General features: G+C 31.0%; 18 protein-coding genes. 10 read left to right on the top strand and 8 right to left on the bottom strand.

What is annotated here, in order from left to right; all coding sequences use genetic code 11:
• Positions 1-35 precede the first annotated feature (35 nt).
• Positions 36-899 carry an RNA polymerase sigma factor RpoD/SigA gene (locus H0I28_RS16775; protein WP_015482077.1) on the bottom strand — a complete coding sequence of 288 codons (864 nt, stop codon included), beginning with the start codon at positions 897-899 and terminating at the stop codon, positions 36-38.
• A gap of 201 nt (positions 900-1,100) precedes the next feature.
• On the opposite strand from H0I28_RS16775, the gene H0I28_RS16780 reads away from it, so the two are divergent.
• Together H0I28_RS16780 and H0I28_RS16785 are read left to right on the top strand one after the other, a co-directional pair.
• On the top strand, positions 1,101-1,670 hold the full coding sequence (locus tag H0I28_RS16780) for an RNA polymerase sigma factor (protein WP_165732051.1): 570 nt from the start codon (positions 1,101-1,103) through the stop codon (positions 1,668-1,670).
• Positions 1,671-1,863: 193 nt separating this feature from the next.
• Positions 1,864-2,697, top strand: coding sequence for a small-conductance mechanosensitive channel (locus tag H0I28_RS16785; RefSeq protein ID WP_218759851.1), 834 nt, complete (start codon positions 1,864-1,866; stop codon positions 2,695-2,697).
• A gap of 175 nt (positions 2,698-2,872) precedes the next feature.
• Here the strand turns inward: H0I28_RS16785 and H0I28_RS16790 are convergent, their stop codons facing one another.
• The gene (locus H0I28_RS16790; protein WP_165732055.1) at positions 2,873-3,487 is read right to left on the bottom strand and encodes a deoxynucleoside kinase; all 615 of its coding nucleotides are present in this window, start codon (positions 3,485-3,487) and stop codon (positions 2,873-2,875) included.
• A 228-nt stretch (positions 3,488-3,715) separates the two neighbouring features.
• On the opposite strand from H0I28_RS16790, the gene H0I28_RS16795 reads away from it, so the two are divergent.
• The 5 genes from H0I28_RS16795 to gldA all read left to right on the top strand — a co-directional run bounded on the left by H0I28_RS16795 (position 3,716) and on the right by gldA (position 10,296).
• Positions 3,716-4,567, top strand: a complete 852-nt coding sequence (locus H0I28_RS16795) for a GLPGLI family protein (protein ID WP_218732545.1) — start codon at positions 3,716-3,718, stop codon at positions 4,565-4,567.
• A gap of 38 nt (positions 4,568-4,605) precedes the next feature.
• On the top strand, positions 4,606-7,338 hold the full coding sequence (locus H0I28_RS16800; protein WP_218759852.1) for a carboxypeptidase-like regulatory domain-containing protein: 2,733 nt from the start codon (positions 4,606-4,608) through the stop codon (positions 7,336-7,338).
• 101 nt (positions 7,339-7,439) lie between these two features.
• The gene (locus H0I28_RS16805) at positions 7,440-8,579 is read left to right on the top strand and encodes a geranylgeranyl reductase family protein (protein WP_218759853.1); all 1,140 of its coding nucleotides are present in this window, start codon (positions 7,440-7,442) and stop codon (positions 8,577-8,579) included.
• 4 nt (positions 8,580-8,583) lie between these two features.
• Positions 8,584-9,354: a hypothetical protein gene (locus tag H0I28_RS16810; RefSeq protein ID WP_218759855.1), complete on the top strand. Its 771-nt coding sequence runs from the start codon at positions 8,584-8,586 to the stop codon at positions 9,352-9,354.
• Positions 9,355-9,402: 48 nt separating this feature from the next.
• Positions 9,403-10,296, top strand: coding sequence for a gliding motility-associated ABC transporter ATP-binding subunit GldA (gene gldA, locus H0I28_RS16815; RefSeq protein WP_218752105.1), 894 nt, complete (start codon positions 9,403-9,405; stop codon positions 10,294-10,296).
• A gap of 173 nt (positions 10,297-10,469) precedes the next feature.
• Here gldA and H0I28_RS16820 read toward each other — a convergent pair whose 3' ends face one another.
• The 5 genes from H0I28_RS16820 to H0I28_RS16840 form a co-directional block, all read right to left on the bottom strand.
• Positions 10,470-11,120 (bottom strand): HAD family phosphatase, encoded by a 651-nt coding sequence (locus H0I28_RS16820; RefSeq protein ID WP_254712806.1) that lies wholly within the window; start codon positions 11,118-11,120, stop codon positions 10,470-10,472.
• Positions 11,120-12,433, bottom strand: a complete 1,314-nt coding sequence (locus tag H0I28_RS16825) for a D-arabinono-1,4-lactone oxidase (protein ID WP_218759857.1) — start codon at positions 12,431-12,433, stop codon at positions 11,120-11,122. Before H0I28_RS16825 ends, H0I28_RS16820 begins: the two co-directional genes overlap by 1 nt.
• Before the next feature lie 93 nt (positions 12,434-12,526).
• On the bottom strand, positions 12,527-13,006 hold the full coding sequence (locus H0I28_RS16830) for a hypothetical protein (RefSeq protein ID WP_218759859.1): 480 nt from the start codon (positions 13,004-13,006) through the stop codon (positions 12,527-12,529).
• Between the two features lies 1 nt (position 13,007).
• On the bottom strand, positions 13,008-17,348 hold the full coding sequence (gene dnaE / locus H0I28_RS16835) for a DNA polymerase III subunit alpha (protein WP_218759860.1): 4,341 nt from the start codon (positions 17,346-17,348) through the stop codon (positions 13,008-13,010).
• A 613-nt stretch (positions 17,349-17,961) separates the two neighbouring features.
• Positions 17,962-18,408: a PA2169 family four-helix-bundle protein gene (locus H0I28_RS16840; RefSeq protein ID WP_218752108.1), complete on the bottom strand. Its 447-nt coding sequence runs from the start codon at positions 18,406-18,408 to the stop codon at positions 17,962-17,964.
• Positions 18,409-18,763: 355 nt separating this feature from the next.
• Between H0I28_RS16840 and H0I28_RS16845 the strand changes: the two genes are divergently transcribed.
• The 3 genes from H0I28_RS16845 to H0I28_RS16855 all read left to right on the top strand — a co-directional run bounded on the left by H0I28_RS16845 (position 18,764) and on the right by H0I28_RS16855 (position 24,061).
• Positions 18,764-21,937, top strand: coding sequence for a carboxypeptidase regulatory-like domain-containing protein (locus H0I28_RS16845; RefSeq protein ID WP_218759862.1), 3,174 nt, complete (start codon positions 18,764-18,766; stop codon positions 21,935-21,937).
• Positions 21,938-22,011: 74 nt separating this feature from the next.
• Entirely contained in the window at positions 22,012-23,013 is a 1,002-nt protein-coding gene (locus H0I28_RS16850; protein ID WP_254712807.1) for an endonuclease/exonuclease/phosphatase family protein, read from the top strand.
• A gap of 13 nt (positions 23,014-23,026) precedes the next feature.
• Positions 23,027-24,061 (top strand): alkaline phosphatase D family protein, encoded by a 1,035-nt coding sequence (locus tag H0I28_RS16855; protein WP_218759864.1) that lies wholly within the window; start codon positions 23,027-23,029, stop codon positions 24,059-24,061.
• 107 nt (positions 24,062-24,168) lie between these two features.
• Here the strand turns inward: H0I28_RS16855 and H0I28_RS16860 are convergent, their stop codons facing one another.
• A complete protein-coding gene (locus H0I28_RS16860; protein WP_218752111.1) occupies positions 24,169-24,798 on the bottom strand; it encodes a Crp/Fnr family transcriptional regulator in 630 nt (209 codons plus the stop codon).
• Between the last annotated feature and the right edge of the window lie 162 nt (positions 24,799-24,960).

Genomic DNA, 24,960 nt, shown 5'->3' on the forward strand with positions numbered 1-24,960 from the left:
TTCGAGAGTTTTTTAAGTTTTATAAAGATTAATGTTTACCCAAGGTAAGTCATTAAAATTTTAGATCTAGAAGTGTGTTTTAATCTTCTAATTGCTTTTTCTTTAATTTGACGAACACGCTCACGAGTTAAATCGAAAGTTTCACCAATTTCTTCTAAAGTCATTGGTTGGTGCTCACCTAAACCGAAGTATAATTTTACAACATCTGCCTCACGTGGAGTTAATGTTTCTAAGGCTCTGTTAATTTCTATTCTTAAAGATTCGTGTAATAAAACTCTATCTGGGTTTGGAGACTCACCAGAGTTTAAAACGTCGTATAAGTTAGAATCTTCACCTTCAATTAATGGTGCATCCATAGATACGTGACGTCCAGAATTTTTCATAGATTCTTTAACGTCATTCACCGTCATGTCTAGTTTCTTAGCAATTTCTTCCGGACTTGGAGGTCTTTCATTTTCTTGCTCTAAGAAAGCATACATTTTGTTAATTTTATTGATAGAACCAATTTTATTTAACGGTAAACGTACAATTCTAGATTGCTCTGCTAATGCTTGTAAGATAGATTGACGAATCCACCAAACGGCATACGATATAAATTTAAAACCACGCGTTTCATCGAAACGTTTAGCAGCTTTAATTAAACCTAAGTTTCCTTCGTTAATTAAATCGGGTAAAGTTAATCCTTGATTTTGATATTGTTTTGCAACAGATACCACAAATCTTAAATTGGCTTTCGTTAATTTCTCTAAAGCTCTTTGGTCTCCTGCCTTAATAAGCTGTGCCAATTCTACTTCTTCATCTGCAGTAATTAAGTCTACTTTTCCTATTTCTTGTAAATATTTATCTAACGATGCGGTTTCTCTATTAGTAACCTGCTTGGTAATTTTAAGTTGTCTCATCTAATTCTCTATGACTTTTTAAAGGATTAATGTATTGCTACAATCTATTATACGTTGGTATTTAAGAAAATGTTACAAAAAGTTTCATTATTTTTTTTAAAGTATGTTTTTTACCATTCAACGACATAAAATTACCTGTCAACTTTTTTTTTTATTTAATAGTGACTTCTTTGATTTCTTTGTGTCAAAATAATAACTGAATTGAAAACAATAGACGTTAAAGCTTTAAGCGACGAGGAACTAATCTTTAAAATAGTAGCAACAAACAACACACAATTGTTTGCTGTTTTGTATGATCGATTTTCTAAAGTTGTTTATAACAAATGTTATGGTTTTTCTAAAAATAAGGAAGAAGCAGAAGATTTAACACATGATGTTTTTATCAGGTTATTTGTAAAATTAAAAACCTTTAAAGGTAACTCTAAGTTTTCTACTTGGTTATATTCTTTTACGTATAATTTCTGTGTAAATTATGTACAAAGGAATGATTTTAAGAAGAAAGAAAAAGTTACGGTTGTTACAGATAATATACAAGACGATGATCTTTCGCAAGAAATTGATGATTTAACTTTATTTGAGTTAAAATCAGAAAAATTAGCAAAAGCATTGTCTTTAATTGATCCAACAGAAAAGATGATTCTTTTAATGAAATATCAAGATGATATGTCAATTAAAGAAATTAAAGATTTTTTAAACATTGGTGAAAGCGCTGTTAAGATGAGAATTAAAAGAGCGAAACAAAAAGTTGTAAGAACGTATGAAGAGTTATAGTTATGAGCAATCCTTTTAAGAAAATTATACACCACCATAGTGTGCCTAAGGTTCTCAAAGAAAAAGTACTAAGCGATATTGGGATGATTAAATTTACTTTAGATATTGCTGATTTATTTTTAGTGAAATATCCAAATACAATTGGCGATTTTTTGAGTAATGATAGTAAGGCTAATCGAAAAAATTGAAAATAATGACCAACAAAATACTAGCAATAAAAGCTAATATAGATTTTAGTTTTCTACAAAAACTTTGGGATAACTTTACGGACTTTTTGCCGCAGTTATTAAAAGGAATTATGTTTTTAATAATTGGATGGCTTTTAATAAAGTTATTGCTTTACATTATAAAAAAAGCATTGGGTTTTACCAAATTAGATAGCTTACCAGAAAAACTTCATGTAGATGAAATTTTTGGAGAATCATCTTTAAAAATTCAACCAACTAAAATAATTATTACAGCTATTAAATGGGTTTTAATTTTAGTTTTTATAATTGTAGGAGCAGAGCTTTTAGGCTTAAGAATGGTTTCTGAACAATTAAGTAATTTAATTGGGTATTTACCGAGGTTAATTAGCGCCTTAGTTATTTTTGCAATAGGTATTTATATTGCAAACATACTAAAGAAAACGTTGTTTGCGATGTTTAAGTCTTTAGAATTAACAGGAGGTAATTTAGTAGGTAATATTGCTTTTTATTTATTAGCAATAATAGTTACTGTTACTGCGTTAAACCAAGCGGGAGTTAATACCGATTTAATAACAAGTAACTTATCTATAATTCTCGGAGCAATTTTAGCTTCCTTTACCATTGCTTTTGGATTAGGTTCTAGAGATGTAATAAAAAGATTGTTATTTGGTTATTATACCAGAAAAAACATACAAGAAGGAGATAAAGTAAGTGTTAATGGCATAGAAGGTGTTGTTGGTATGATAGATAATATTTGTGTGGTGTTAATTACTGAAAAAGGAAAAGTAATTATTCCAATAAAAGAAATAGTAGATAATCAAATAGAAATATTTAATTGATTACTTTTAAATAATTGGTAGGATGTTGGGGGACAAACTACCAAATTTGTGAAATATCACAAAAAGAAAGAGACCGTTTTCACGGTCTCTTTTACTTTTATAAAAATCTCACAAGACTTTGCCTTGTAGGTTCTCGAATTGTAATTTCCGTAAAAAGGAAATCTAATATCTTGTTCTAAAAAAGCCCATTTATTTGAGCGTCTATTCTGTCTATTATATAGCCTAAGTCTTCTTGGTTGTCTACAAAATCTAAGTTATCTACATCAATTATTAGTAGTTTTCCTTTTGTATAGGTAGATATCCAAGCTTCATAACGCTCGTTTAACCTACTTAAATAATCGATACTAATAGTGTTTTCATAATCTCTACCACGTTTATGAATTTGTCCTACTAAAGTAGAAATGTCTGCACGTAAATAAATTAATAAATCTGGAGGTGTAACCAAATTTTCCATCAACTCAAACAAAGAACTATAATTATTATAGTCTCTATTAGTCATTAGACCCATTGCATGTAAATTAGGTGCAAAAATATGTGCGTCTTCATAAATAGTTCTATCCTGAATGATATTTTCACCAGATTCTCTTAATTCTAAAATCTGACGAAAACGACTATTTAAAAAATAAACTTGTAAATTAAAAGACCAACGCTCCATTTCTGTATAAAAATCGTCTAAATACGGATTTTCATCAACAGACTCAAAATGAGGTTTCCATTTGTAATGTTTGGCTAATAATTTGGTTAGCGTGGTTTTACCTGCGCCTATATTTCCTGCAATTGCAACGTGCATAAATTAAATTCTAATAAGATTAAACAGAGTCGCAAAAATAGGTAAAATAATAAACAGAAAAGGCGAACAGGTTAATTTATAACTAAAATTTATAGTGCTTATCATTTAAAAAATCATCAAACTTTAAGAAATAAAGCTATTTTAAATTTTTCAATTAAACTTTCAGGTTTCTTTTGAGTCTTAATAAATGTAATTCTATTTATTTTATAGATCATTAAACTCAAACACATGAAATCATTATTTACATTCATTTTTACACTTGTATCAATTATTACTTTTGGGCAACAAGATTTTCAAGGGAAAGCTACCTATATGTCTAAAACTTCGGTAGACTTAGACAATTTTGCTCGTGGTGGAGAACAGCTTTCTGAAGCAAGAAAAAAACAGATTCAAGAAAGAATGAAGTCTCAATTAGAAAAAACATTTATTTTAAACTTTGATAAAAGTTCATCTCTATATAAAGAAGATGAAAAATTAGCAGCACCAACAACAGGTGGAAGTGGAAGAGGACCAAGGTTTGGAGGTTTTTCTAGCGGAGGAACTAAGTATAAAAACACCAAAGATAAAGTGTCATTAGAAGCTACAGAATTTTTTGGAAAAAAGTTTTTAGTTTCTGATGAAATGGAGCAACCTCAATGGGAATTAGGGGCAGAAACCAAGCAGATTGGTAATTATCTTTGTTATAAAGCAACATTACTTAAAGATGCAAATCCTTTAGATTTTTCTAATTTTAGAAGACCAAGAGGAGGAGAGGAAACAGAAAAAAAAGAAGAAGCAAAAGAAGTAAAACAAGTATTGGTAACTGCATGGTATACGCCACAAGTGCCAGTTAGTAATGGTCCTGGAGAATACTGGGGTTTACCTGGTTTGATCTTAGAAATAAATGAAGGAACAACTACTATTTTATGTACAGAGATTGTCTTGAATCCTTCAGAAAAAGAAGCTATTGAAGCACCATCAAAAGGAAAAAAAATAACTAGAGAAAAATACACAGAAACTGTAACTAAAAAGATGGAAGAATTAAGACAAAACTTTCAAAATAGAGGTAGAGGTGGTAATCGTGGGGGCGGACGTTCTTAAAAAAAAAAACTAAAATAATTAGAACTCAATTTTAAGTAATGAAAAAAATAATATTCTTAGCCATTTTTATGGTTACACTTTTTACAAACGCCCAAGTAAAACTAACAGGTGTTGTTAAAGATAGTATTGGTGAGCCTTTAGAGATGGCAAATGTTTTGGCTATAGATAAGGTAACTAATAAAATAGCATCCTACGGTTTTACAGATGAAAAAGGTTTTTATAAATTAAACGTAGAAAAAAATACCACTGTTTTATTAAAGATAAGTTATGTAGGTATGAAGTCTGCAGACTTTACAATAGAAACAAAGTCCGATGCTATTGTTACCAATGTAATGTTGGCTTTTGACAATGCTTTAGATGGAATAAATATTGTTTCTAAAATGCCTGTTACGGTAAAAGGAGATACGATTGTTTACAATGCAGATTCTTTTCAAAATGGTACCGAAAGAAAACTAGAAGATGTACTGAAAAAATTACCTGGTGTAGAAATTAATGATAATGGAGAAATTGAAGTAGAAGGGAAAACGGTAGAAAAAATAATGATTGATGGTAAGGATTTCTTTGATGGAGATACAAAGCTAGCTACCAAAAATATTCCTTCTAATGCCTTAGATAAAATAGAGGTTTTAAGAAATTACGCAGATGTAAGTCAGCTTAGTGGGGTACAAAATAATGAAGATAGAGTTGCTATAAACATTAAACTTAAAGAAGGAAAAAAGAATTTCTGGTTTGGAGATATAACTGCAGGAGCAGGAAATGCACCAGATGAAACGTTGTATTTATTACAACCAAAATTATTTTATTACTCGCCAAAATATACTATTAACGTTATTGGTGATGTTAATAATATGGGAGAAGTTGTTTTAGATAGAGGAGATATTAGAAGTTTTAGTGGTGGTTTTAGGAGCCAAAGTCCATCTAACGGAACAAATTTAAGTTTAGCAAGTGCTGGTATTGGTTTTCTAACTGCAAATGCTAGAAATGCGAATAGAATTGAAACAAAGTTAACGGCTATGAATTTTAGTTATTCTCCAACTACAAAACTAGATTTAAGCGGATTCTTAATATTTTCTAGTAATAGCAACGGACAACAAAATAATGTAGATACAGATTATATAGATGCTGAGACTCCAGATGAATATACTGAGAGCAGAACAGATCAAACAAGTAATACAGGGTTGATTAAATTGAGCGCTGGGTATAAGCAAAATGCAAGAAAGCAATTTAATTATGATTTAATTGGTCGTTTTACAAACGAATTTAGAAAAGATGATGTTGAGTCTAATGTTTTAGGTGATATTACAGAAGATGAAAAAGCAACACCTTATACAATTAACCAGAACTTTAGTTATTTTTACACAGCAAACGAAAAAAATATCTTTGCATTAGAAGCAAAGCATTTACTACAAGATGAAGATCCTTTTTATGTGGCTTCTTTAGATAAAGATAACTTTGTTGATGAAGCAGATAAGTTAGGTTTAAATGAAGAAACAGGTTCAAGTAATTTATTGTATACTTTAGAACAAGACAGACGTGTAAAATCGAATCAATTAGATGTAAAGTTAGATTACTATAATATTTTAAATGATAAGAGTAATTTAAACTTTGTAGTTGGTACCATACAAAGTAAGCAAAATTTTGATTCTAAGTTTTTTCAAATTTTAGATGATGGAAGCGAGTTTACTCCAACAGGAACTATTCCGGAAGATGATGCTAGATCATTTACAAATGATACAGAATATGGTTTTTCTGATATTTATGCAGGTTTAAGATATCGTTTAAAAGCAGGTATTTTTACCTTTACTCCGGGTTTTACAGTACACGCTTATAATGTTAAAAATACACAATACGAAACAGATATTTTTGAAGATCAATTTCAAAAATTCTTTCCAGAATTGTCAATAATAGCACAGTTTAAACAAAGTGAGTCTTTGCAATTTTCTTATAAACAAGAAGTTAATTTTACAGATGTTAATCAACTTGCAAGAGGTATTGTTGCCAATAGCTATAATTCTTTTTATTATGGTAATCATGAGTTAGATAATGCACATTTACATAATGTGAACTTAAATTATTCTAGCTTTAATTTATTTAATTACACAAACGTATTTGCTAGGCTTAATTATAAGAAAACAATAGATCAAATTAACTCAAATACAATTTTTGAACCAGGTTCTGTTGTTTCTAGGAGTACATCATTAAATTCACCTTTCGATAATGAAAGCTTTACGGGTTCTGCAAGAGTTGGTAAAACTTTTAACAAGATTAAAACATCTTTAGGAGCTAATTATGGTTACAGTAAAACATTTCAGTCTTTAAATGATGAGTTTAACACAAATAAACTGTTTTCTCAAAGTTACTCTGCAAGTGTAAGTACCAACTTTAACAAAGCACCAAATGTATCGTTAGGGTATAGATTAAGTTTGTCTGACCAAGATAACAGTTCTAGAGATGCAATTATAAAAGGAGTTACTAATGCACCTTCTATTAGTTTTGACGCTTATGTTTGGAAATCGTTAACGATTCGTTCAGATTTTTCTTATAATGAAGTAAAACAAGATGGAGTGGTTGCGAATACTTTTCAGAGTTTAGATGCTTCTTTTTCCTACAGAAAAGATAAAGATGCAAAATGGGAGTATGAGTTAGTAGGAAGTAATCTTTTAGCTTCTGGTTCTAGAGCTTCTGTAAATACAAGTAATATTGCTTTTACAATAAATGAAACCTTTGTTTTACCAAGATTTATTAGTCTTAGAGTAAAATATCAATTGTAATTTAAGTAGAATTTTAAATAAAAAAGGCTCAATTTATTGAGTCTTTTTTTATGCTATAAATTTAAAATAAGAAACAATATATTTGTAAAAAATAACATTCTATGATTTTTGACGTAGCTATAATAGGTTCGGGGCCAGCAGGTGCTTCTGCTGCTTTTAAATTAGCAGAAAAAGGAATATCAACTGTTATAATAGAAAAAGAAACTTTACCAAGGTATAAAACTTGTGGAGGTGCTTTTGGTTTGGCCGGAAGAAAAATAATGCCTTTTGATATTACCGAGGTTGTAGAAAAAGAATGTTTTCATATTGATGTTTTTTTTGATAAAATTGATAAAAAATTTACCATTCAAAAAGACGAACCCATTATAACAATGGTGATGCGTGCCGATTTCGATAATTTTATTGTTAAAAAAGCGCAAGAGTTAGGCGTTACCTTGTTAGAAGATCATAAACTTACAGATATTACTTTTAAGGATGATATCATTTTACATACCTCTAAAGGAGAGATAAAAACTAAATTTGTAATTGCTGCGGATGGTGCTTTGGGTAAGACTGCAAAATTTGCAGGATGGGAAGAAACACGTTTATTAATACCTGCATTAGAATATGAGGTTGAGGTAAATGATGAAGATTTTAAAAGATTATCAAAAACCGTTCGTTTAGATTTTGATGCCATTCCTATGGGATATGGTTGGTGTTTTCCAAAGAAAAATCACTTATCTATTGGTGTTGGAGCTTTACGAAAAGTAAAAGTAGATTTTAAACAGTGTTACAGAGATTATTTAGAGAATACATTAAAAGTTACGGAAATCATTAGTGAGGAAATGCATGGTTTTCAAGTACCAGTTTCTTTAAGAAAAGATGGTTTTGTAAGAAAGAATGTTTTTTTGGTAGGTGATGCTGCAGGTTTTGCAGATCCGTTATCTGCAGAAGGAATTACAAATGCTATTCTTTCAGGTAATATGGCTGCAGAATCAATTATTGAAAGTAAATTGAATGGCGAATTAGCAGAAAAATTATACAACGAAAAGTTAGAAGAACACCTTTTACCTGCACTAAGATCTGCTTTTAAATTGTCTAAGTTGTTTTATGAAAACGAAACAATGAGAAATCTTTTGATTAAAAAATATGGAGAAAGAATCTGTGAAAAGATGATTCAGATTATGATGGGAGAAAGTACCTACCCAACAGATATTATGAAAACGATAAAAAGAAAACTCAAAAAAGCTATTTTTTCATAACGGTATGAGCGTATTAACAAGTAAAACCTTTTTTCCTGCCTTTATAAAAACATTAGGCATCCTTTTTTTCTACATACTTATTGGTCTTTTTATAGACAGTGTTTATGTAACCGAAAATTATGGAGAGTCTCAATGGATTGCAAACATAGTTATGGTAATTGTTTTTACGGTAACCTGTTTTAAAGTTTCATCAAGAATTAGAGAGCAGCTGTTTTATGCTGTTTTATTAGGCTTTTTTGGAGAATATTTGTTTTCTGTAGCAATGGGTATGTATACTTATAGATTAGAAAATGTACCTCATTACATCCCTATGGGACATGCCTTAGTATATGCAGGGGTTTTGTTTTTTATGAAAACAGCTTTTACTAAAAATAATCATCAAAAATTAGAGAAAATACTAACAGTCATCATTATACTATATGCTACCTTATTTCTTATTTTTAGGAACGATGTTTTTGGTTTTGTAATGACTGCAGGAACGCTTTTGATTTTGATAAAGAAACCCCGAGAAAGGCTTTTTTATCTGACCATGTATTTAGCCGTTGCTTTTTTAGAAATAGTGGGTACAACATACGAATGTTGGTGGTGGCCAACTACGGCTTGGGGAATCTTTGATTTTTTACCAAGTCATAATCCACCAACAGGAATTAGTTTTTTTTACTTTTTACTAGATTTAGGAACTTTATGGTTTTATAAAAAACGACATAAAGCTGCTTGGTTAAGAATGAAGAATATTAGAAAAATTAGATTAAACCTTTCTAAAGCCACAAACTAAAAGTATTTTTATATCGTTAATTTAAATGATCACTAATTTTCTTACTAAATGTCTATAAAAGTAACATCGGTTTCAAAAGTTTATAAAACTCAAAAAGCATTAAATAATGTTTCTTTTTCTGCGGATAAAGGCCAAATAATTGGCTTTCTAGGGCCAAATGGTGCAGGGAAATCTACAATGATGAAAATCTTAACAGGTTTTATAAAACCGAATGAAGGCGAAGTTTTTGTTGATGAAATTGATGTGTTACAAAATCCATTAGATGCACAAAAATCTATTGGGTATTTGCCAGAGCACAATCCTTTGTATACTGATATGTATGTGCGTGAATACTTACAGTTTCAAGCAACTATTTTTAAGGTTGATAAAAGCCAAATAGAAATTTGCATTGAAAAAGTTGGTTTAACTGCAGAAGCACATAAAAAAATACATCAATTATCTAAAGGATATCAGCAAAGAGTTGGTTTGGCGGCAGCAATTTTACACAACCCAAAAGTCTTAATTTTAGATGAGCCAACAACTGGTTTAGATCCGAATCAACTGGTAGAAATTAGAGCATTGATTAAAGAATTAGGAGAAGATAAAACGGTACTTTTTTCTACCCATATTATGCAAGAAGTAGAAGCGGTTTGCGATCGTGTGATCATCATTAAAAAAGGAGAACTTTTAATTGATAAAAAACTAGCAGAGCTCAAAGAGAATAATCAACAAGTAATAGAAGTTACGTTTGATTATAAGATAGAAGAGCAATTCATAAACAGATTACCAAACGTGGTTTCTTATAAAAATAATTACGACAATACTTGGTTTATCACTTTTGAAAGTGAAGAAGATATGCGACCTGTTATTTTTGATTTTGCACAAGAAAACGGTTTAAAGATTCTTAGCTTAAATACCCAAAATAAGAATTTAGAAACGCTTTTTAGAGAGGTTACCGCTTAAGTTTTTAAGCGATAAATTATAAAGTTTGTCACTTCGAAGTTCTAAGAAGTCGCATAACATTGAGAACACAAAACTTTGTGTTTTATGATATTTATCTCTCTAATCGAAATGACAAACTGAACGTAAAACCTTCAAACTTGTTACTTGTTGTGAAAGTTACTTAATTCGAAATATTATTTAGTCAAATACTCATAAGCTTCCAATAAAGTTGGAAAAACTAAAATACTTCCAGCTTCTTTTAACTCTTCTTCAGAATATTGCGTTGTAATTCCAATAGCAACCATTCCTGCTGCTTTAGCCGCTTTTGTTCCTGTTAAACTATCTTCAAAAACCCAAATATCTTTAAAATCAATATCTTTAAAACCTAGCGTTTCTGCCAATAAAATATAGGCTTCTGGTGCAGGTTTGGGTTTTACATAATCTTGTACCCCAAAAACGGTAGTAAAGTTTAGGTTTAAATGATGGATGCTGTTTTTTAAAAACAGTTTTGTGGCGTTACTTGCAATTCCGTAAGGTATTTTTTCTTCGGACAAAAGGCTTGTAAACTCTCTAACTCCAGGTAATAACTTAGGTACTTTAAAGTGTATTTTTATATGTTCGTCCTTTAAAAGGAATAATTCTTTGGTACGTTTTTCCTCACCAATAACAGAGCAGAAATATTCAGCAATAATCATTGGCGATTTCCCTGCGTGCATTTTAGGAAACGGAGTAATATCTTTATCAAATAACTCTTTAAAAGCGGAAGTCCAGGCAGAATAATGGCTTTCAAAACTATCTACAATTACGCCATCAAAATCAAATAAAAATCCTTTAGGTAATATCATTAGTTACTTGTTTTTTCGTTGAATATTTCCGTTAAATACGGATTTAAAAATTTGTTAGTTGGATCTAATTCTCTTCTTAAAAGTTTAAAATCTTCCCATTTTGTATACACTTTAGAAAGTTCTGCATCTTTAGCGGAAAAACGTTTTGCCCAATGTGGTTTTCCTCCGTGTTTTAAAAATATTTTTTCAATACTTTTAAAAGCTTCATAGGTATCTGCAGTTGCTGCATTTCTAGAAACACACCCCATAGTAACAGTGTCTTTTTCGTAAGCATAGCTTAACCAAGATTTGTCTTTGTACACAAAACGAACATCCATAGGAATATGAATAAACGATTTGTTGCTCCATTTATTTATTTCTGTTTTTAATTCTTCAAAAACTGTAGGAAAAACATCTAAACCAATGGTCCATTCTGCTAATTCTAAAGTAGATCCTCTAGATTTTGTAACGGTAGCTTGGTATAGCGAGCCTTTGTGTTCTTTTGTAGAGCTAAAAAAACCTCTATATAAAAGTTTGTTTGCAACGGCTGTAATCCAAGGAAAAACGTGTGAATATTTATACAATATTTTAGATGCTGTTCTTCTATGTTTTAAATATTTAGGACCTAAATCTTCGGTTACTTCTGTATTTGGGTCTATTTTATCACCTGTAATAACATATCCTTTATCAGTATGGGGAAGCCATAAGATTCTTAGAAAATCATGTTTTTTTAAACGTTCATTAATTTTAGGCAACCAAACACTATCATCTTCCGGACCTTCTTTTACGTGTAAAGTGTAAATAGGTTCGCACTTAAAAGTAATTTCAGAAAACACACCAAAAACACCCAAAGAAACTCTTATAACATCAATTAAATCTTCTTTGTCTGTAATAATTTTAATAGAACCATCTGCAAGAACAATACTACATTTGGTCATGTACTCAGAAAGAAGTTTACCACTTGTACCATGAGTTCCTGTTGCTAAAGCGCCACCAATTGTAATGGTATTAATATCTGGCAAGCAAGGAATACACCAACCTTTTGCTTCTACAGCTTCTAGTAAATCTCCTAAAATTACACCAGATTGCACTGTAATTGTAAGTTCAGCATCATTAGAAGAAATAATTTTGTTATAAGTTCTAATATCAATTAAGGTTGCGGCTCCAGAAGCAATATCAGCAGAAGATTGTTTATTACCAAAAACACGAATTTTTTCTGATTTTTTGATAACTTCTTGCAACTCTTCTTCTGAAGTAATTTTATAAAGAGATTCGTAATTGTAGGTTAGATTCTCGTTCCAACTTGTCCAAACTCCGTTTTTGTTTTGTTTCATCTATTTTGTAAAATATTAAACAAAAGTAAGCATTAATATGTTTTTTTCATGCTTATTTTTGTTTTATTCAATCATTAAGAATGAATTAAAAGTTTATGTAATGAAAAACAATCCATGACTTCCTGCAACTGCTCCTAGAATTGTAATTAAACTAATAATTAATAATATCCAATGTGCTTTGTGAAGTATGTTAAAGGTTTTTTCAGGGTTTTCATTTGCATATTTTTTGAAAAGTTTGTGTAAAACAAAAGGTTCTAAAATATATAAAACTAATGTAAAAATGATCCAAACAATTGTCATTGCATGAATCCACCAAAAACGATAATCTAAATAACGTTCCCAGGCATTTAATTCATACATCATATAAAAACCAGAAATTGCAGTAATTAAAGTTGTAATTTTTGCTTGTATTGCAAATCTACCTTCAATATTTTCAAAAGTAGTTAGTTTGTCTTTTTTAGACTTCATTTTTTTTACAGCAGGAATTATTACAGTTGTAACCATTGCTACTCCTCCAATCCATAAAACAACCGCCAGTACATGAATAACTCTTGCAAGGGTTATAGAATTCATTTTAGTTTAATTTATAGGTAATTTGTTGTTGGTCTAAATTGGCTAACAACTCATTGGTTATGTGAACCTTCGTATTTCTACTAGGTAAACTAATTTCTAATTTTTCTTTCTCATCCCAAATAGTGAAATTTAAATTTTGTTTACCCGGTGTCTTTTTTAAGATGGATTCTAAATTTAAAATAGAATCTTCTTTAATTTCACTTAAAGGAAGTTGAATGGTTACTTTTTTACAGAGTTCATCCATAATATCATGTAACAATTTCATTTCTAAAAACTTTAATCTAGGTTCACCAACAACTCCTGTTTCTTTATTGGTCCATCCAGGTTGCACGGTAGTGCGTATAAATAAGAACTGATTAGGCACTAAAAAGTGTTGCATCCTTAGGTAATCTTCTCCAAAAATTCTAAACTCATTACTATCACCATAATCTTCTACGGTAAACATTGCCCAACCTTTACCTGCTTTAGAAACTCGGTGTTGTACATCGGTAACAATACCAGCAAAAGCCAAATTCATATTTACAAACTTTGCAAGATCTGCTTTAAAGTATTTCAAAGAAGCGTTGCAGAATTTTATTTCGTTTTTAAAATCATCTAAAGGATGCGCAGAAATATATATACCAATAACTTCCTTTTCCTGTTGCAATAATTCCATGGTTCCCCAAGTTTCACATTCTGGAATATCTGGTTCTGGAAACTGAACTGTAGAAGCTTCTCCAAACATAGAAACCTGAGCTGAGTTTTCGTTTTCTTGATATTTATGTCCAAATTTCATGGCGCGTTCTAAAAAGGTCATTCCTTTTTCGTCAGTAGCAAAATATTGTGCTCTGTGAGTATCTGTAAAAGAATCGAAAGCACCAGCTTTTATCAAACTATCAAAAGATTTTTTATTGGCAGCTCTTAAATCTACTCGTTTAGATAAATCAAAAATTGAATTGTAGTTTCCGTTTTCTTCTCTTTCTTTAATGATGGCTCTAACTGCTCCGGCTCCAACACCTTTTACGGCTGCCATTCCAAAACGGACAGCACCTTCATTATTTACAGAGAATTTTAAAAATGATTCATTTAAATCTGGACCAAAAACTTGCAATTCCATTCGTTTACATTCTTCCATAAAGAAAGAAACAGCTTTAATATCTTTCATATTATTAGAAAGTACAGAAGCCATATATTCTGCAGGATAATGTGCTTTTAAATACGCAGTTTGATAGGCGATCCACGCATAACAAGTAGAGTGAGATTTGTTAAAGGCATAACTTGCAAAGGCTTCCCAATCTTTCCATATTTTCTCTAATTTTACAGGATCATGCCCTTTTGCAGCAGCTTGTTCTACAAACTTTGGTTTCATTTTGTCTAGTACCGCAATTTGTTTTTTACCCATTGCCTTACGCAAAACATCGGCTTCACCTTTGGTAAAGTCTGCCAGTTTTTGTGATAAAAGCATTACTTGCTCTTGGTAAACTGTAATTCCGTATGTTTCTGCCAAATACTCTTCCATGGCAGGTAAATCGTATTCTATATCTTCAGTACCATGTTTTCTATTAATAAAAGACGGAATATATTCCATTGGACCTGGTCTGTACAAGGCATTCATGGCAATTAAATCGGCAAAAACAGTTGGTTTTAAAGAACGCATGTGTTTCTGCATTCCTGGAGATTCATATTGAAAAATACCTACGGTTTCTCCTCTTTGGAACAATTCGTATGTTTTTACATCATCTAAAGGAAACGTTTCTGGGTCTAATAGAATATTATGTCTTGCTTTTACAATTTTAACGGTGTCTTTAATTAAAGTCAGCGTTTTTAATCCCAAGAAATCCATTTTTAACAAACCTGCGTCTTCCACTACAGAGTTGTCAAATTGTGTAACATACATATCGGAATCCTTTGCCAAAGCAACCGGAACATAATTGGTAATATCCCCAGGCGTAATAATTACACCACAGGCATGAATACCTGTATTTCTAACAGAGCCTTCTAAAATAGTGGCTTTGTTTATTGTTTCGGAAACTAAGTCGTTTCCGTAAGACATTTGTTTTAATTCTTCTATTAGAACTTTTTCTTCGGCACGTAAACCATCAACTTTACCTTTACTTTTAGCATCATCACCAAAAATATTTTTAAGTTTAATACCCGGAATTAATTTTGCAATTCTATCGGCTTCAAAAAGCGGTAAATCTAAAACTCTGGCAGTATCTCTAATAGAAGATTTTGCAGCCATGGTTCCGTAGGTAATAATCTGAGCAACTTGGTTTGCACCATATTTATCAATTACATAATCCATTACACGTCCACGACCTTCGTCATCAAAATCAATATCAATATCGGGCATCGATACACGTTCTGGATTTAAGAAACGCTCAAAAAGTAAATCGTATTTAATAGGATCTATATTTGTAATCCAAAGGCAATAAGCAACTACAGAACCGGCAGCAGAACCCCTACCAGGACCTACGGCAACATCCATTCTTCTTGCTGCTCTAATAAAATCTTCTACAATTAAGAAATAACCAGGATATCCTGTTTTTTCAATAACCTCTAATTCGAAATCTAACCGTTCTTTAATAAGTTCTGTAATTTCTCCATAACGTTTTTTTGCACCTTCAAAAGTTAAATGTTTTAAGAAGTTATTTTCTCCACGTTTTCCTCCATCTACTTCATCTGCCGGATCTTTAAATTCATCACCAATATTAAAGGCTGGTAATAAAACATCTCTTGCAAGTGTAAATATTTCAATTTTATCTACAATTTCTTGTATGTTACTAATTGCTTCAGGAATATCTGCAAACAACGTTTTCATTTCGTTCGTAGACTTAAAATAATACTGGTCATTAGGCAATCCGTATCTATAACCACGCCCTTTACCAATAGGTGTAGATTGTTTTTCGCCATCTTTTACACATAATAAAATATCATGTGCATTGGCATCTTTTTGTTCTAAGTAAAACGTATTGTTGGTGGCAATAATTTTAACGTCGTGCTTTTTAGAAAACTTTAATAAAGTTTCATTTACAATCTTTTCATCTTGTTGGTCATGACGCATCAACTCAATATACAAGTCGTCGTTAAATTGTTCTTTCCACCAGATTAACGCTTCTTCCGCTTGTTTTTCTCCTAAATTTAAAATTTTACTAGGAACCTCTCCATATAAGTTTCCTGTTAAAACAATAATGTCTTCTTTGTATTGTTCTACAAGTGCTTTATCAATTCTAGGAACATAGTAAAATCCATCTACAAAGGCTGCAGAAGATAATTTTGCTAAATTGTGATACCCTTTTTTATTTTTAGCAAGCAAAACAACCTGATAACCGTTGTCTTTTTGCGATTTGTTTTTATGATCTTCACAGATGTTAAACTCACAACCAATAATTGGTTTCATTGGAGTATCTGCAGATTTATTATGGTTTAAAACAGCATTTACAAAATGGAAAGCACCCATCATGTTTGCCGTATCCGTCATGGCAACTGCAGGCATATTGTCTTTTGCTGCAGCTTTTACAATATTACCCAATTGCATGGTAGATTGTAAAACAGAGTATTGTGTATGGTTGTGTAAATGAGAAAATTGTACGTTTTCTAACTCAGCTAAACCATCTGATGTAGATTTAGTTGTTGCAGTACCTTTTAATTTCTCTAAACGTTGGCGAATTATATCGCTTTCCTTTTTTAGGTTGATGTGTTTTAAACCAATTACTTGAATCGGTTTTGGGTTCGCTTCCGAGAAATTTTTAAAATAATCATCATCTACATCTAACTGCTCTTTGGTATATTCTCTTAAACGAATTAACTCTAAAAAACAACGAGTTGTAGCCTCAACATCGGCAGTTGCGTTGTGCGCCTCACCAAAACCAACACCAAATAAATGGTTGTGTAATTCTGTTAAAGTTGGTAGTTTAAATTTACCACCACGCCCCCCAGGAATCTGACACATTGTTGCCGTTTTCTCTGTACATGTATCGAGAATCGGTAATGAGTTTAAATTATTTTCTACACCCAATCTATGGAATTCACATCCCATAATATTAAGGTCGAACTGTAAATTCTGACCAACAATAAACTTCGTTTTAGCTAACGCTTCATTAAATAAAACCAAACCTTCACTTAAAGGAATACCTTGTTCTGCCGCCAATTCAGTCGAAATTCCATGAATTCTTTCAGCATCGTACGGAATATTAAAGTTTTCTGGTTGTATTAGAAAATCGTTGTGTTCTAACACATTTCCCATCTCATCATGGAGCTGCCATGCAATTTGAATACACCTAGGCCAGTTGTCCGTATCTGTAATAGGAGCATTCCAACTTTTAGGTAAACCGGTAGTTTCTGTATCAAAAATTAAGTACATAAATCTGTGTAAATGTTGAAGCGTTTAACTGTTTAAAAGAACATGTAAAAATAGAAATTTGTTCTTACAAATGACGGATGAGTTGATTTTGTTTATCAACAAATTTTTTTCAAGCTAGTGCTCGTTTGTAAAGAGTATCGTACCGGAAATTAGAACTTGATTACACCAATTATAAATGAACGTTAGTATGTGTCTGTTTTCTGGGCGTGCCCATTTTTTAATACACCAAGTTAGTAGCATATACTTTTTGTCTTAAAAATGGTCAGGCTATCCGCTGCAAGTCCTCGTTCGTGCCTCACTGTGGGCTTTTCGCTGCTATCCTTCACGCGGAATTAGTTTGCTTGTAACCAATATTGTTAGAGAAATAGGTTTTTGGTTTCACTCGTTACAAATGTTAGCGTGTGTTTTATTTTTACAACTATTTTTTTTAAGATTAAGTTTGTCAGATTAATTTTCTATTGTAAAAAAAAGTAAGAAGGCAGATGAAATTATTTACTAATGCTTGCAAGTAACAAGTCTAAGCACAAAAAAGCCAATCCATTTAAGGATTGGCTTTTTAAACTGTTTCATAAAAATATGAATAATAGATTTATAACCTATTTATATTTTTTGATTAGGCTAACTCTTCTTTCACCATTAGTAAATTAATAGCAGCTTGAATTTTTTGTTGCTGTTCTTCTAGCATTTTTTTTGTGGAAGGAGCAAAAACATCATCTAGTAATATTTCTTTATACTCTTCTAAATTTGCTTTTTCACCTCTAATAGCTTCTTCTAAAATAGCCTCTTCATCATTTGAGCTAAATAGCGATTTTAGAGTCATCCAATTTCTATGCATTGTCCCTTTAAAAGAACCATCATCTTCTGGTATTTGTCCGTGTACAAGAATCTCTGTTCTAAGTTCTTTTGCAAACTGACTTCTTTCTGAGGCTCTATTTTTAAAGAAAATCTTTAGTTTAGGACTTTCTACATTTTCTGCAGCGTTTAGATATCCTTTTTCGGCATCATAATTTTTCTCTAATAACTCGTTTAATTTGTTCGAAATTTTTTCTGTGTACTTCATGTTGTCATTTTCATTTTAAAATTCCAATAGCTTGTTTTAAGATGTGTATTGTTTAGCATCTGATACAAAACTATAAAATATTAGAGAGGGCTATGAGTTCATAAGATTTTGATTTTAACTCATATACTATTTATATAAGTAGTAAAAAATATTTTCATTTCTAATATTTAATAAAGACTTGTTGTTTTATGTAGGTTTGATAGGTGTCTTAGGTTAAAATCGGACGACGATAATCACTTTTTTCAATATTAAGAAACGTTTAAATTAATATTAAATCTAAATCAATGTTAATACTTAACATTAATGATTGTCTTGCCAAGTATAGTTTTGATGCTTATTAAAACTAATTTAACTTATGAAATTATCAGTAGTAAAAAATCGTTTAACCATTAGTATGATGATTACTTTTGGGGTATTGTTTTTTAACATTCATCATTCTTTTGGGCAAGCAACAAATGCTTCCGTAAAAGGAGTTATTACAGACAAAAGTGGAGAGCCTTTAATGGGAGCTACCGTAATTGTTAAAAATACTTCTACAGGATTTAGTTCTGGTGCTACAACAAGTGAAACTGGAAGTTACAAAATTCAGCAATTACCTTTAGGAGGTCCTTATTCTGTAACTGCAAAATATTTAGGTTTTACAGATGTAGTTCATAAAGGTTTTTTATTAAACTTAAATGATGCCTTAACGGTTGATTTTGTTTTACAAGAATCTGCTACCTCTTTAGATGAAATTGTTATTTCTTCTAATGGTTTGGCAAAACGTATTCAGCAAATGGGAGCTTCAACAAAAATTGGAGAAGTTCAAATTAAAAACTTACCATCCGAAGGAAGAAATTTTACAAGACTAACTAGTTTGTCTCCTTTGCAAGGAGCTGGAAGTCTAAATTTAGGAGGTCAAAGAAGAACGTCTACAAATGTAACTATTGATGGTGTTAATTTTAGAAATACACTTACAGCAGGTGAGGTTGGTAAAGGTCCTTATACGATTTCTCAAGAAGCTATTAGAGAATTTGAGGTTTCTACAAATGATTATGATGTAAGTCAAGGTCGCCAAGGTGGTGGTTCTATTACTTCTGTAACAAAATCTGGTACGAATGAGTTTGAGGGGAGTGCTTTCTTTTATCACAGAGCAGACAATCTTCAAAGTCAATATACAATACAAGGACAAGATAGAGAAGCAGATTTTTATAACTCTCAATCTGGTTTTAGTTTAGGGGGTCCAATAATTAAAGATAAGTTGCATTTTTTCTTAGTTTATGAAAGACAAGATGCAGGAGATCCTCAATTTATTGCAAACATACAAAGTGATAACGATGCAAATAATTTAAGAATTTCAGAAGAAAGTTTAAATCGTTTTTTACAAATAGGTAGAGATAAATATGGTTTAAGTGATTCTCAGCAAGTTGGGCAATTTGATAGAGTAACAGAAGCTAATAATTTATTTTTTAGATTAGATTGGCAAATTAACGATAAGCATAGATTAACTTTTAGAAACTTATATAATAAGTGGGACAATCCTTTAAGTGTAAGTGATAATTCTAATATAGAAGTTGCAGAGTCTTATTCTGATTTTGAATCAAAAGAAAATAGCATGTTTCTGTCATTGCGTTCTGCTTTTTCATCGAGTGTAACGAATGAGTTTAAAGTTCAATACCAACATGCAGAACGTATTTTTGCACCTAATTCAGAATTGCCGTCACAAAATATACCAAGAGCAATTGTGCAAGTAGAATCTGTTTTACCAAATGGCAATAGCAGTAATAGAACTGTACAATTAGGAGGACAACGTTATTCACCAGAAACTAATTTAGAAAATCAGCTTCAAATTTCAAACACAACATATCTTAGTGCAGGTAAATTTAACTTTACGTTTGGTACAGATAACTTAATTACCTACTTAGAAACGCAATTATCTAATGAGCAAAATGGTCGTTTTTTCTTTGATTCTTTAGATGATTTCGAAAACTTAAACGCTTCTAGATATGCAAGAGAAGTGCCTTTACAAGGCTCTTCTTTAGTGAAACAAACTGTTTTAGATTTATCACTTTTTGCTCAGGTAGAATTTGATGTAAATCCTAATTTAAATCTTGCGGCAGGTATCCGTTATGATGCAACAGCATTTTTAGATGATGCAGAATATAATCCTTTAGTGGATCAAGAATTAGGAATTCGTACCGATGTAAAACCAGAGGATTTTGATAATATTCAACCAAGAGTTCAATTAACTTGGAATATTGAAGGAAATGATACTGATATTTTAAAAATTGGTGGAGGTGTCTTTACTTCTCAACCACATTATTATGCACAAGTTAATAATATTCAGAATAGTGGAACTTTATTAGGAGCTATTGATGTTACAGGTGCAAATGTACCAACACCAGATTTTGAAGGGTATAGAAATGACCCAAGTACTGTGCCTGGTGTTCCGGCAGGAGTAACTCCATTTTCTACCATAAATGCGGTAAGTCCAGATTTTGAAGTACCAACCATTTATAAGGCAAACGTAAATTATACGCACTTTTTTGGAGATAGATATAGTTTAGGAGTAAACGCTGTTTTTAGTCATACTAAAAATAACTATGTATACCAAGAAGCAAATTTAGTAGCAGAACCTTATTTTGTAACGCCACAAGGTAGAGAGGTTTTTGTGCCTGCAAATACAATTTCTGCAAACGGAAGTACAGATTGGACGGAGTCTAGAGAATCGGAGTTAGTAGGTAGAACTTTAGTATTAACATCTGATGGTATCTTAGATAATCTTGCTTTAGTAGTCGATGGTTCTGCAAGAATAGGAAAAGATGGTTATGTAAATGCAAGTTTTACTGTAAATCGTTCTAAAGACAATTCTTCTTACAACTGTTGTGTTGCTAATACGTCTACTTTTCTTCCTGTTAAAGGAGATCCTAGAGATTTAAACTATGGTTATTCTGATAATCATTTTGACACTAAAATTGTCGTAAACGGAGCAACACCAACTTGGAAAGGATTTACTTTAGGAGCAACAATTGTGGGTACAGGAGGTACAAGATATTCTTTAGAGGCAGGTGGAAATAGAAGTGCAAATGGAGACTTTAATTTAAGTAATGAAATTGCATATATTTTTAATCCAGATGATGCAAGTACGCCTCAATATATTAAAGATAGTTATAATGAAGTATTAAACGATCCAGAAACTTCTCAAGGATTTAAAGATTATTTAAAAGAAAGTTATGGAAGTTTTGCAGAAAGAAACGGCGGAAAAAATCCTTTTAGTGCAACAGTAGATCTTCGTCTTGTAAAAAAGTTTAGTTTTTTAAACCCAAAGCATGCTTTAGAAATATCTGCAGACGTTTTTAACTTTATGAACTTATTAAATAAAGAGTGGGGACGCAGCCATAATTTTGGAAACAGAAGTTTTATGAATATTAATGGATTTGATCAATCAACAAATAGCTACGAATACAATATACAAACAGGTGCTGGTACAGAACCAATAAACGGAACTCCTTGGAGATTGCAGTTTGGTGTAAGATATTCGTTTAATTAAAAAATAGTTTGTTTAGTTTTTATTTTAGGGTTTGATATTTCTCTGTCAAACCCTTTTTTTTAATAGTATAATTTATGAAAAATAGTATATATATTTTAGTCTTCTTAATTTTAATAAGTTGTGGAGGTTCTAAGAATTTAATAGAAAAGGATGCTTCTTTTTCTGAGAAAAGTTATGTAGCAAAAGAAAGCGGAGAAGTAATTCCTTCTGATTACATTTTCCCTAAAAAAGAAAGTTTTAAAGTCCTTTCTTGGAACGTAGAGCATTTTGTAGACTCTTTTGATGATCCTTATATCGATTCTAAAAGAGAAAATAGCCCCGATTCTTTAATGAATAATAAAGTAGCCAATTTAGTAACTGCTTTAAAAAAAATAGATGCAGATGTAGTTGTATTACAAGAATTTGAAAGTGCAAAATTTTTAAGAAGCATTGCTGATGAAAATTTGCAAAATATGGGGTATGTATATTTTGCAGACGTACCTAGCCATGGTTGGTATATGAATGTAGTTGTTATGAGTAAATTTCCGTTAGGTATTATTTATGGTTATGGAAATGTAACAACACCTCTTTTAGAGTATAAAAATGAAGAAGGACAATTAGAAACACAAAACACTTTAAATACTAGAATGTGGTCTATAGAAGTATATCCTAGTTCAGATTATAATTTTTTACTTACCGGGGTTCATTTAAAAGCAGGTAGAGGAGAACGAAATATAACCATGAGAAAAGGTCAGATTAATTTTCTGAAACAGCAGTATAAGCGATTCTTAAAAGAAGACAAAAACAAAAATATTTTAGTAGTAGGAGATTTTAATAGTGTACAAGGTAGTGAAGAAATTAATCTTTTTTTAAATGAAAAAGTAAAGAGAGAGAAGTTTATAGACCCATTACCCGAAACAGTAATGACACATACTTCTGATGATCCTAAACGAAGATTAGACTATATATTGATGAATACCAATATGTATAAAGAATATAAAGAAAATTCAGCGGAAGTCCCCCAACTTTTTGTACCTAAAAAAATGAGAGAAATTAGTGATCATTTACCAGTAACCACAACATTTATAATTAAATAAAAAAGTTTAAAAAATGAAAAAAATTATTATAGTACTTGCTTTTTTTACAGTTTTATCATGTAAAACAACTTCTAAATCAAGTGAAGATAAAACTTATTTTAAGCAGTCAACAAAAGAAAAAGCAGCAGATTTTGTACTTACTTTTGGCTCTTGTAATAAACCAGATCAAACGAATCTGTTGTGGGATGATATTGCGGAATTAAATCCAGATGTATGGTTGTGGGGAGGAGATATTATTTATGCAGACACAGAGAATATGGATAAAATGGAAGCAGATTATAATCTTCAAAAAAAGCAAAAAGGATATGTAAACCTTTTAAAAGAAACTAAGGTTTTGGGAACTTGGGATGATCATGATTTTGGAGCTAATGATGCAGGTTTAGAATATCCTAAAAAAGAAAAAAGTCAGGAACTATTATTGGATTTTTTAGAAGTTGATAAAAATTCTCCTAGAAGAAAAAGAGAAGGAGTGTATCATTCTGAAGTTATAGAAACAGCTAAAGGATCTGTAAAAGTTATTTTATTAGATACTCGTTATTTTAGAACAAGTATTAGCAAAAAAAGTGTAAACGGTGATCAAGAGAGTCGTACTATTTTAGGTGAGCAGCAATGGGCTTGGTTAGAAAGTGAGTTGATTAATTCATCTGCAGAATTTAATATTATTTTAAGTAGTGTACAAGTAATTGCAGAAAAACATCCCTATGAAAAGTGGGCAAACTTTCCGTTAGAACGTAAAAAACTACTGGATGTAATCGTATCTTCAAAAGCTAATAACGTTATTCTATTGTCTGGAGATCGTCATATATCTGAGTTTTCTAAAGAAGAAGTTAGCGGATTAACTTACCCTTTAATTGATTTTACATCTAGTGGAATGACACATGCAAGTGAGAATTTTACAAAAGAATACAATCCGGCAAGAGTAGGTAAAGTTATTTCTACAAAAAGTTTTGGGGTGTTAAAAATTAATTTTGATGAAAAAAAGGTTCAGATGGAAATGCGTGGAGATGCCACTTTACAACAAAAAATAGAACAAATTTACCCTCTGTAATAATTTATAAAGGTCTTATAAGTAATATGCTATTTGCATATAATCCTTATAACTAGCCTTTTTTTGTAGAACACGAAATCTATGATGTTACTTTGTTTCTAGGAATTTTAAAAAATTAATTGCTTTTCTTTCTGTATAATAGAAGCAACAGTTTGACGGGTGACCCCGATTAGGTCACCCATATCCTGTTTTGTTAATAGATTAAATAAAATATAAGATTTACCATTTGCATCCTCTATAGTAACATTATAATGATTTTGAAGAGAAGCTATTTTTTCTTTAACATGTTTTTCTTTAATGTTTTTTAATTTTACTTCTGCAGAACACCATCGTTTTACTAGGTAAGAAATAAACCAGTTAGAAAGAAAAGGGTTTGTTAATACAGTTGCTTTAAAAAAATCTAAATTGTATACTCTAATTTTACAATCTACGATTGCTTTAGCATATTCTTGAAACTGACCATTAAGGTATTTAAAGTTGCCAAAAAACTCTGTGTGAGGTAAAACTTCATAAACAAAACTTTCTCCATTGTCTGAGTATCCACCAAGTTTTACCGCACCTTGGATAACTTCGTATATGTAATTTTCTTTATTTGGTGGCAAATATATATATCCATTTTTTTTTACGTTTATTTCAAGTATATGTTCTTTATGGAATTGAATGTTTGAATTATTTATTTCAGAAAATAGGTCGAAATTTTCATAACCGTTATTATTTGGTCTATTAATGGTAAGCATATAAAAGGGTTTAATAAATAAAAATACATGTTTAATTAAATAGGAATGTTAAGCAATCATTATTTAACATGTTAAGTTTTTTCTGGAAATATAAATTTTAATAAATGATATAGAGTACTGCTTTAAGGATAGAGCCTTTCGACTACGCTCAAGACAGGCTCT

Origin of the sequence: Polaribacter sp. AHE13PA, from assembly GCF_019278505.1 — a bacterium.
Lineage (GTDB): Bacteria > Bacteroidota > Bacteroidia > Flavobacteriales > Flavobacteriaceae > Polaribacter.

Excerpts from the sequence above, each read along its gene's own strand:
- gldA (WP_218752105.1), top strand. The coding sequence starts at position 9,403 with ATGTCTATAAAAGTAACATCGGTTTCAAAAGTTTATAAAACTCAAAAA.
- H0I28_RS16785 (WP_218759851.1), top strand. The coding sequence starts at position 1,864 with ATGACCAACAAAATACTAGCAATAAAAGCTAATATAGATTTTAGTTTT.
- dnaE (WP_218759860.1), bottom strand. The coding sequence starts at position 17,348 with ATGTACTTAATTTTTGATACAGAAACTACCGGTTTACCTAAAAGTTGG.
- H0I28_RS16830 (WP_218759859.1), bottom strand. The coding sequence starts at position 13,006 with ATGAATTCTATAACCCTTGCAAGAGTTATTCATGTACTGGCGGTTGTT.
- H0I28_RS16825 (WP_218759857.1), bottom strand. The coding sequence starts at position 12,433 with ATGAAACAAAACAAAAACGGAGTTTGGACAAGTTGGAACGAGAATCTA.
- H0I28_RS16860 (WP_218752111.1), bottom strand. The coding sequence starts at position 24,798 with ATGCTTACCATTAATAGACCAAATAATAACGGTTATGAAAATTTCGAC.
- H0I28_RS16790 (WP_165732055.1), bottom strand. The coding sequence starts at position 3,487 with ATGCACGTTGCAATTGCAGGAAATATAGGCGCAGGTAAAACCACGCTA.
- H0I28_RS16775 (WP_015482077.1), bottom strand. The coding sequence starts at position 899 with ATGAGACAACTTAAAATTACCAAGCAGGTTACTAATAGAGAAACCGCA.
- H0I28_RS16845 (WP_218759862.1), top strand. The coding sequence starts at position 18,764 with ATGAAATTATCAGTAGTAAAAAATCGTTTAACCATTAGTATGATGATT.
- H0I28_RS16795 (WP_218732545.1), top strand. The coding sequence starts at position 3,716 with ATGAAATCATTATTTACATTCATTTTTACACTTGTATCAATTATTACT.
- H0I28_RS16850 (WP_254712807.1), top strand. The coding sequence starts at position 22,012 with ATGAAAAATAGTATATATATTTTAGTCTTCTTAATTTTAATAAGTTGT.
- H0I28_RS16840 (WP_218752108.1), bottom strand. The coding sequence starts at position 18,408 with ATGAAGTACACAGAAAAAATTTCGAACAAATTAAACGAGTTATTAGAG.
- H0I28_RS16810 (WP_218759855.1), top strand. The coding sequence starts at position 8,584 with ATGAGCGTATTAACAAGTAAAACCTTTTTTCCTGCCTTTATAAAAACA.
- H0I28_RS16800 (WP_218759852.1), top strand. The coding sequence starts at position 4,606 with ATGAAAAAAATAATATTCTTAGCCATTTTTATGGTTACACTTTTTACA.
- H0I28_RS16855 (WP_218759864.1), top strand. The coding sequence starts at position 23,027 with ATGAAAAAAATTATTATAGTACTTGCTTTTTTTACAGTTTTATCATGT.
- H0I28_RS16805 (WP_218759853.1), top strand. The coding sequence starts at position 7,440 with ATGATTTTTGACGTAGCTATAATAGGTTCGGGGCCAGCAGGTGCTTCT.
- H0I28_RS16820 (WP_254712806.1), bottom strand. The coding sequence starts at position 11,120 with ATGATATTACCTAAAGGATTTTTATTTGATTTTGATGGCGTAATTGTA.